Raw genomic sequence first — 9,068 nt, forward strand, 5'->3', positions numbered from 1 at the left:
CAGCTATCTCGAGCAGTAGACTGGCGCTAGCCAGAGAGTCTGACTTTGAGGGGGGCATTCTACATGAACTTTGGATTCTGCCACCGCAAAGCTGATATTGAATTTGATGGAGATGGATAATGAACGACAGTTGGGCTAATTTCTTTCCTTACTTTGCTGGAGCTTTTAAGCTTATTGTATTAGGGATAGGAGCCTACTTAGCCATTAAATGGCATTTTGACGAAGAGCGAAGGGTAAGAGAAGCGGAAGGTGTAGTGTTTGATAACCCAAGTCTCATGAAAAAGTTTGCGAAGACGCTAACTCTGCCATTCCTTTTGTGTCTTCTAGTTCTTCTTGTTATATATGCTACCAACTGGTTCCTGTACTGACAGCGTTATTGTTTGTTGTAGTAAAGTTGAATGCTGCCACCTCTGAGAGTCGAGCCGTAGTTGAAGTTAACGCCTATGCCGAAATTGTCTAACCAATCAAAGGGCTTTGGTGCATAAAATAGCCATCCTATAGAAGCTTCGTAGTAATGCGGACTTCCCAGTTCATCGCTTAAATCATGCGAAAGGTCGACTCTTTTAATCCCGGTAAATAAAGCTTGCTCACCGTGATAAATATTGTAGTAACCGGTGATTTCATTAGATAGGTACCAACCTTTAGGGTTGCCTATATTGCCGTTATTTGCGCTTCCCCAGCTGTGCCCAATGAATGAATTCAATGTCGAACTGGCATGCCATTTCCCCCAACTTGTGGGAGATGTGTATTTGGCTTTAATGGATGGTTGAACTATTGCCGCCCATGCTGAAACGTTAACGGCACGGCCGTCTAGGATTCTTCCAATGATGGAGGAAAGTTTATTATCGGTAGAGAATGAGTTTTCATAACGCATAAGGTGAGTCGTCGTTCTGGTGCTAAGGGTGACGTTTTCACTTGCTTTGTATAGATACCCATAACCAATCGATGCACCGTATGTCCTTTCCTTGAGAAGATCCTTACTTGTGCCGAATAGTTTGAGATCATTCTCTGTTTGTATCGTAAATGCCTTAAACGACAGCTCATGTAAGTCCTCGCTGCCCTCTATATTAAAGTTAGTCGTGTAAGGGAGAACATATACGGATTTGCTTCTCCGTTCATTGATCGATTCATCAGTCCCGAACTCTGGGTTGGCGGTATCAAATAATGCATTCGGATCAAAGTCGCCAATACCAAACGCAATTGCGTCAGTGTCGGACAGCAAAACCGCGATAGAAAAACGTTGTTGGAGAAGGTTGCTAATTTCCTTATCTAGTGGATCCGCTTGAGCTGTGTTAGGAAGAGAGAGTAGGAGAGCGAGCGAAACGACTCGCCACTCCACTGAGGCGAAGTTGGGTTGGAACATTTTGGCTCTTTCAAATGGTTCATGCATGGAGTTTTTGGACGTACCGGTACGCTAACATTAGTTTAATCGTTGAATGGTCGGTGTAACTTTGAGAAATCTATGTTTTCTCATATTGATATGAAAAAGTTCCTTAAACGAGTTTAGCTTCAATGTGTATGCTGCACCAGATTTGTTTAGCAACATCATTCTTTTCTGAAGATGTAGCAAGACTTTGTGACTAGGTTGCATTATTTTCTTTAATGCGTCTATTGAGAGGAAAATAGCAAACTTTTTTATTGCCTTGGCGCTCAAGAAAATCTGAATCGTTCACTGTGCTACTGGTTAACTTCGAAAACTTGTAAGCATCCTGTCTGCCAACATCACGACTAATATCCTCACGGAGTAACCCTAAATACGTCAGATAAACAATGGTTTTTTTGAGCTTTAGAAGAAATGTTCGGACCTTTGCATATTCCGCGGTGGTGCTCAATCCAAGAACTGTGTTTTGTATGTGTTCTCAGTAAATCATTGAGTCGATCTATTCTTCAAAATGTGGTCCCTTTTAATTCACTTTCTGTTACATATTTTTCGTTTTGAAAGAGCATTTTAATTTGCATCTTTTGAAAAGATCTCTTTGTTAAATTTTGTATAAAATCAACTAATTGTTGAAATTAGAACCCTTGTCAAAAAGTCATTAGATTTCATGTTGAATAGCCTCTTTTACCTAATAGTATACTCTATTTGTTTGATATAATTTCCGGCAGTTTGTATACCATAAATAAAGAGAGTCTATTCATGTTCCAGAACTTAACGATCAAGCAGAAGATAGTGATTCCGCTGTCATTGATTATTGGATTGTTTATTGTGAGCTCTGTATTAAACGTTATGACAAGTTGGAAGCAATCTGAATTGAGTGAGACACTCAACGAACAGATCGTGCCGAACTTATTAACGATTGAAGATGCTTATCGCGATCTTTACCAAGCAACATCTGCAATCCAAGGTGTTGCACTTTCTGATACTCAAAACGATATTGATCATCACATCGGTGAATACAAAGACAACGCCTACAAAGCACTGCCACGTATGGAACAAATGATTGAGCTATCACAAGCCGGTGTGATGCCTTCTACACATGGTAATGAAGTTCGAACGCTTGTCTCTTTGGGTGAAAAGTGGTTAGCAAGTTATGAGGCGATGCTACGTTTACCTCAATCTCAATGGCGTGGTTACTACAATGAGCACAAACATACCTTTGAAGACCAATTTATCGAGGTTAGAGCGCAGCTTAACGTTGTAAAAGATGCAATAGAAGAAAAGCAAAGCCAATTGAAGGACGAAATATCAGCGGCTGCAACAAGAGCAGAACTCATTCTTGAGGCTGGCATTGTGATTGTTATTTTTGCCGCTATCGCGATGGCTTTTTTGTTGTTACAAACGGTTGTGAAGCCTATCAATGATATTAAAAATGCGATGACAGAAATTGCGTCCGGTGAAGGTGATCTAAGTCAGCGAATCGATGTAAAAACACAAGACGAAATTGGCAATTTAGCAGACGCATTTAACCAGTTCGTGTCCAAAATTCAAATGACAGTCGCTCAGGTAATTGAAAGCTCAAATACCTTACGTAACGAAATGGCAAATCTTAGCTCGTTGACCACGACCATCGCGAACTCGACCGTTTCTCAGCAAAAAGATAGCGAGGCGGTAGCGGCGGCAGTGCATGAAATGCAAGTCACCAGCAGAAATGTAAGCGATAGCGCTAACGAAGCTGCGGTTGCGAGCCAAACAGCGAATGATGAACTTACCAATACCAATGTTATTTTGGATCAAACGGTTAGCTCAATTCGTAGCCTCGCAAGTGAAATCGAAAGCGCAAGCCACGTCATTAACACATTGGATCATGATGTGAGTAACATTGCGTCCGTACTGGATGTAATTCGTGGTATTGCCGAGCAAACAAACTTATTAGCGCTTAACGCAGCCATTGAAGCGGCTCGCGCTGGAGAGCAAGGGCGAGGCTTTGCTGTGGTAGCGGACGAGGTTCGTTCTTTAGCCAGTCGTACGCAACAGAGTACGGGAGAAATCCAAACCATGATTGAAAAGCTACAATCTGGTGCAGGACAAGCTGTAGAAGTGATGCGCGGTAGCCAAAATAGCAGTGATGAAACGATCAAGTCCGCTGGCCGAGCGAGTGAATCCCTTTCTGAAATCTTGAACGCGATTTCACGTATGAACGAGATGAATACACACATTGCAACGGCTGCGAGCCAGCAAAGTACAGTAAGTGACGAAGTAAATAGCAATGTACAAGGCATTGCAGACAGTAGCACTTCAATTGTGGAAATCGTAAACCAAGCGCAAGCTTCTTTAGCCATGTTGTCAGAGCAAACTCAACGTTTAGATCATCAGGTCAGTCAGTTCAAAGTATAAGCTTGAGAACAGCAGTCTCACTGATGAAATAACCCGCTTCTTAGCGGGTTATTTTTTAGATAAGTGGCGAACCTGACTTGTGAAATATCGACTATATTTACAATCCTTTCTCACTTTAGTTCGTATACCAGAGTGGCCAAAAACCCTAGACAGCAGTAACAAACTCTGTACAGCGTGATGATGCTTTTATCATCACTTTTGCTGCTTTTTAACCATTGTAATTGCTCACAGGAAAATGTGATTTCCAACCCAAAATCTTCAAATTTGAGAACTTCATAACACCTTTACCATAAACGTTTTTCGTAAGCGTATAGAACTGTAAATTTTGTTGTATGTACAACACTGGGTATTTATCATCCTAATTAATTTGTTCTGGATATACATCCGTTAGTCATTATTAAGTCATTCTAGAAGCTTTTAATAAGGAATCTTGAAGGCTTGTCGGTAGATAAGAGAGAAAAATTCATGAGACGTAAAACCACGCTATCTCTGCTGATTGCGTCGAGCCTTTTTGTGGTTGGATGTCAACCTAGCGAAGAAGGATCGAGCCAAGGTGGTGGTCCTGCGCCCGCAACCGAAGTAGAAGTGTTAACAGTGCTGCCAACGCGCCAAGCATTGACAGTAGAGTTGCCGGGTCGTAGCCGAGCATTCAAAGAAGCAGAAGTTCGTCCGCAAGTCACTGGCATTATTTCGGAGCGAAATTTTGTTGAAGGTGGCCTTGTTGAACAAGGGCAGTCGCTATATCAAATTGATGATTCATCATTTCAGGCGGATTTGCTGAGCGCTGAAGCGGAATTAATCCGTGCGCAAGCTGCGGCAGAGTCGACCTATGCCACGGTGAAGCGTTACAGAACCTTGATCACCAAAAAATCCATCAGCCAACAAGACTTGGATGAAGCAGAAGCGGCATACAAAGAAGCGAAAGCGCAGGTCCTAGTCGCAAAAGCCAAGATCAACACAGCAAAAATCAATTTAGATTACACGCAAGTCAAAGCTCCGATTAGCGGGGTGATCGGTAAATCGAGTGTGACAGCGGGAGCGTTGGTTACGGCTAACCAAGCTGCCAAATTAGCAACCATTCAGCAGCTTGACCCTATCAATGTTGATATTGTGCAATCATCCGCGCAACTGCTTCGTTTGAAAGCATCACTCTCCCAAGGCCATATGCAAGAAGATGACTCTGCGCAAGTTACATTGATGCTTGAAGATGGCAGCACTTACGAACACAAAGGCACAATGAAATTTACTGAGGTCAATGTGAACGAAAGTACGGGCAGCGTGACGCTTCGTGCCGAATTCCCAAACCCTGACGGTTTGTTGCTACCTGGAATGTTTGTTCGTGCGACGGTCATTACTGGTGTCGACCCTGATGCGATTCTAATACCACAAAATACGGTATCTCGTGATGCGACAGGTAAAGCGACAGTGATGACGGTTAATGGCGAGAACAAAGTGGAAGCGAAACCAGTGAAGACTGCCGAAGCGATCAATAGCCAATGGCGCATTATTGATGGTTTGAACGCGGGTGATAAAGTCATTACCGCCGGTTTACAAAAGGTAGGGCCAGGCAGTTCGGTAACTATCCAAAACGGTGAACAGGAGTAATCATGGCACGATTTTTTATCGATCGTCCGGTATTTGCTTGGGTTCTCGCGATTCTAACGATGTTGGCGGGGGTAATGTCATTATTCAATTTACCCGTCTCGCAATACCCAACGATTTCACCGACGACGATCACCATCAGTGCTCGCTATCCAGGTGCATCAGCAAAAACCGTTGAAGACTCGGTAACGCAGGTTATCGAGCAAAACATGACAGGATTAGATTACCTTCGCTACCTATCATCGAGCAGTGATGCATTTGGTAATGCGACAATTACCCTGACGTTTGATAGCGAAGCTGATCCTGATATCGCGCAAGTACAGGTGCAGAACAAACTGCAATTGGCATTGACTTCATTGCCGATGGAGGTACAAAACCAAGGTATTGTCGTCAATAAATCCAATACGGCATTTCTCATGGTTGTCGCAGTTTATTCTGAAGATCCTGACTTTACAGAAAACGATATCGGCGACTTTGTTGTAACGAATATTCAAGACCCGATAAGTCGTGTAACTGGCGTAGGACAAGTGCAGGCGTTTGGTGCGCAGTATGCAATGCGAGTTTGGCTGGACCCTTTTAAGCTTACGCAGTTCAACTTGACCGCGATCGACGTAGCAAATGCAATCAGTGAACAGAACGCGCAAGTTTCTTCCGGTCAACTTGGTGCGGCACCTGCGCAGGAGGGTCAGTTGTTGAATGCTACGATTTCTTCTGCAAGTCGTTTGAGCAGTGTAGAAGAGTTCCAAGACATCATTCTTAAGTCCGACGCCAGTGGTTCGAATGTTTATTTGAAAGATGTAGCTCGCGTTGAGCGTGGTGCAGAAAGTTATGATATTCGAGGCCAATATAATGGCTTCCCAGCATCGGGGTTAGGTATTTCATTAGGTACTGGCGCAAACGCGCTTGAGACAGCCAATGCGGTAAAAGAGCGCTTAGAACAACTGAGTGCAACGTTCCCAGAAGGGTTGCAGATTGCTTACCCATTTGAAACAACGCCATTCGTCAAAGCCTCGATTCAAGAAGTGGTTAAAACGCTATTAGAAGCCATTCTTCTTGTGTTCTTAATCATGTACCTGTTCTTGCAGAACTTCCGTGCGACGATCATTCCAACGATCGCAGTGCCTGTCGTATTGCTCGGAACCTTCGCTATTTTGTACGCGACTGGATTTAGTGTAAACACGTTAACCATGTTCGCGATGGTTCTGGCTATCGGTTTGCTGGTGGATGATGCCATCGTTGTGGTAGAAAACGTCGAGCGTGTGATGCATGAAGATGGTTTAGAGCCCAAAGAAGCGACCAAAAAATCGATGGGACAGATTACTGGTGCCCTGATTGGTGTCGGTTTGACGCTTTCAGCGGTATTCGTCCCTATGGCGTTTATGTCTGGTTCTACCGGGGTTATTTACCGTCAGTTTTCAATAACTATTGTGGCGGCTATGACGCTTTCCGTTTTGGTTGCGATAATTCTGACTCCAGCATTGTGTGCTACGTTGCTGAAAAAAGGCGATGCTGAGCTTCTAGAGAAGAAAGGCTTCTTTGGCTGGTTTAACCGCAAGTTTGATGCGATGACAGCAGGCTATGAAACCGGCGTTGCCAAACTTCTAAAACGCACAGGTCGCATGTTGGTTGTATTTTTGGCAATGAGTGCAGGTGCTGGCTGGTTATTTATGAACCTTCCAACGTCATTTTTGCCAGATGAAGACCAAGGCACAGTATTCTCAATGGCTATTTTGCCGCCTAACTCAACACAAGAACAGACGGAAAAAACACTTGAGAAAATGCGTGACTTTTACCTAGTAGACGAAAAAGACAATGTAAAGTCTGTCTTCTCCGTTGCTGGATTTAGTTTCGCAGGCCAAGGCCAAAACATGGGGATGGCATTTATCGGTCTGAAAGATTGGTCTGAGCGTGAAGCGCCTGGCGCTGATGCGGCTTCCATTACGGGCCGAGCGATGGGGTACTTCTCTACCATTAAAGAAGCTTTGGTGTTTGCGTTCGCCCCTCCAGCGATTCAAGAGCTAGGTAACTCGACAGGTTTCGATTTCTATCTCCAAGACTCGTTGAATAAAGGGCACGATGCATTAGTTGCGGCTCAAGGGCAACTTCTGGGCATGGCAGCACAAAACCCGAAACTTGTCGGTGTTCGTCCAAACGGTCAGGCAGATGCGCCAATGTACAAAGTGAACATTGACCACGTCAAACTTCGTGCTTTGGATGTCAGTATCAATGACGTAAACCAAATCCTGTCAGCTGCATGGGGCGGGGCTTACATTAACGATTATATTGATCGCGGTCGTGTGAAGAAAGTGATGGTGCAAAGTGATGCGGAATACCGCATGCAGCCAAAAGACTTCGATTCATGGTACGTACGCAACGCTAAGGGAGAGATGGTGCCTTTCTCTGCTTTTGCGAGTGGCGAGTGGACATATGGTTCTCCTCTTTTGCAGCGCTTTGATGGTTTGCCAGCAATGAATATTCAAGGCGGTGCAGCTCCTGGTGTAAGTACTGGTGAAGCCATGGAAGAAATTGAAGCAATGGTAGAAAAGCTACCAGAAGGTTTCACGGTGAACTGGAATGGTATTTCGTATGAAGAGCGCCTTTCCGGAAACCAAGCGCCGATGCTATATGCGCTATCTATCCTTGTCGTATTCTTAGTTCTTGCCGCTTTGTATGAAAGTTGGTCAGTACCTTTCGCCGTGGTGTTAGTTGTTCCTCTTGGTGTGCTTGGTGCTGTGCTTGCGGTAATGACGCGCAGTATGGATAACGATGTGTTCTTCCAGGTGAGCTTATTAACTACGGTCGGCTTGGCAACCAAAAACGCCATTCTGATTGTTGAGTTTGCAAAGGACTACTATGAGAAAGGCGCTGGGCTTATCGAAGCAACCTTACATGCTGTTCGCGTTCGTCTGCGCCCAATTATCATGACATCGCTTGCTTTTGGTTTGGGTGTGGTACCACTTGCTATCAGTTCAGGTGTGGGATCGGCAGGTCAAAACGCAGTAGGTACCGGCGTACTTGGTGGCATGATCAGTGCCACGATATTGGGTATATTCTTCGTCCCAATCTTCTTTGTAGTGGTTGAGCGATTGTTTGATCGACGTGCGAGAAAAGAGTCGGAGGCAGAGTTGTCTGAGACCAGCACTAAACCCACTCAGCAAAGCGAGTAGGACTTGGTTGTTTTAACTGAGTTATACTAGTGATAATAAACACGATTAAAGGGCGCTTCGGCGCTCTTTATTTTATGTTTTCACTTGGTGGTTACCGTCTATGACGCGAGCCTGAAAGACGGCGTGTTGTGTGCAGTATCAGCACAGCCTTTTCGGCCGAATGAAAGCCTAAAGAAGAAAAACGACGATGAAAGATCAGAAAATTTCCCCAATTTCCGTTTTGGATCAAAGCCCTATGTTTGTCTGCGGTGTGATGCAGCGCATGTACCGCAATCGTGCCCAAGCCGAGCTGTCTCGGCAAAATTTGATGACACTAGAAATGGCAAGTGCACTGGCCGCTTTAGAAGAATTTCAACCTATGAGCCAGCAAGCGTTGGCTGATGCGGTTCGAACTGAGCGAAGTGTAGCAAAGCGGATGGTGGACAATCTGGAAAAGAGAGGGTTTGTTCAAGTTTCTAAAAGTAAATCGAATCAGCGCCTTAAAATGCTAAGCATGACAAAAGAGGGAGCAAATGCTTTAAAGC

Annotated in this window: 6 protein-coding genes; 5 read left to right on the plus strand and 1 reads right to left on the minus strand. The window is 44.4% G+C overall.

The window, feature by feature from the left end:
- Window positions 1-119 precede the first annotated feature (119 nt).
- Entirely contained in the window at window positions 120-368 is a 249-nt protein-coding gene (locus CAG68_RS14080; RefSeq protein ID WP_005378271.1) for a hypothetical protein, read from the plus strand.
- 5 nt (window positions 369-373) lie between these two features.
- On the opposite strand, the gene CAG68_RS14085 is transcribed toward CAG68_RS14080, so the two are convergent.
- On the minus strand, window positions 374-1,363 hold the full coding sequence (locus CAG68_RS14085) for a Solitary outer membrane autotransporter beta-barrel domain (RefSeq protein WP_054729603.1): 990 nt from the start codon (window positions 1,361-1,363) through the stop codon (window positions 374-376).
- 774 nt (window positions 1,364-2,137) lie between these two features.
- On the opposite strand from CAG68_RS14085, the gene CAG68_RS14090 reads away from it, so the two are divergent.
- The 4 genes from CAG68_RS14090 to CAG68_RS14105 all read left to right on the plus strand — a co-directional run.
- Complete coding sequence (locus tag CAG68_RS14090; protein WP_053307463.1) at window positions 2,138-3,775, plus strand: methyl-accepting chemotaxis protein; 1,638 nt, start codon at window positions 2,138-2,140, stop codon at window positions 3,773-3,775.
- Window positions 3,776-4,240: 465 nt separating this feature from the next.
- Window positions 4,241-5,380 (plus strand): efflux RND transporter periplasmic adaptor subunit, encoded by a 1,140-nt coding sequence (locus CAG68_RS14095; RefSeq protein WP_086046620.1) that lies wholly within the window; start codon window positions 4,241-4,243, stop codon window positions 5,378-5,380.
- 2 nt (window positions 5,381-5,382) lie between these two features.
- On the plus strand, window positions 5,383-8,544 hold the full coding sequence (locus CAG68_RS14100) for an efflux RND transporter permease subunit (protein WP_005378264.1): 3,162 nt from the start codon (window positions 5,383-5,385) through the stop codon (window positions 8,542-8,544).
- A gap of 187 nt (window positions 8,545-8,731) precedes the next feature.
- On the plus strand, window positions 8,732-9,068 hold a 337-nt coding region (locus tag CAG68_RS14105), incomplete at its 3' end, for a MarR family transcriptional regulator (RefSeq protein WP_161441294.1).

Source organism: Vibrio sp. V42_P2S4T144 (genome assembly GCF_009904715.1).
Classification (GTDB): Bacteria; Pseudomonadota; Gammaproteobacteria; order Enterobacterales; family Vibrionaceae; genus Vibrio; species Vibrio alginolyticus.

Bases quoted from the DNA above. Each gene is read 5' to 3' on its own strand.
- CAG68_RS14100 (WP_005378264.1), top strand. From the start codon at position 5,383: ATGGCACGATTTTTTATCGATCGTCCGGTATTTGCTTGGGTTCTCGCG.
- CAG68_RS14085 (WP_054729603.1), bottom strand. From the start codon at position 1,363: ATGTTCCAACCCAACTTCGCCTCAGTGGAGTGGCGAGTCGTTTCGCTC.
- CAG68_RS14090 (WP_053307463.1), top strand. From the start codon at position 2,138: ATGTTCCAGAACTTAACGATCAAGCAGAAGATAGTGATTCCGCTGTCA.
- CAG68_RS14095 (WP_086046620.1), top strand. From the start codon at position 4,241: ATGAGACGTAAAACCACGCTATCTCTGCTGATTGCGTCGAGCCTTTTT.
- CAG68_RS14080 (WP_005378271.1), top strand. From the start codon at position 120: ATGAACGACAGTTGGGCTAATTTCTTTCCTTACTTTGCTGGAGCTTTT.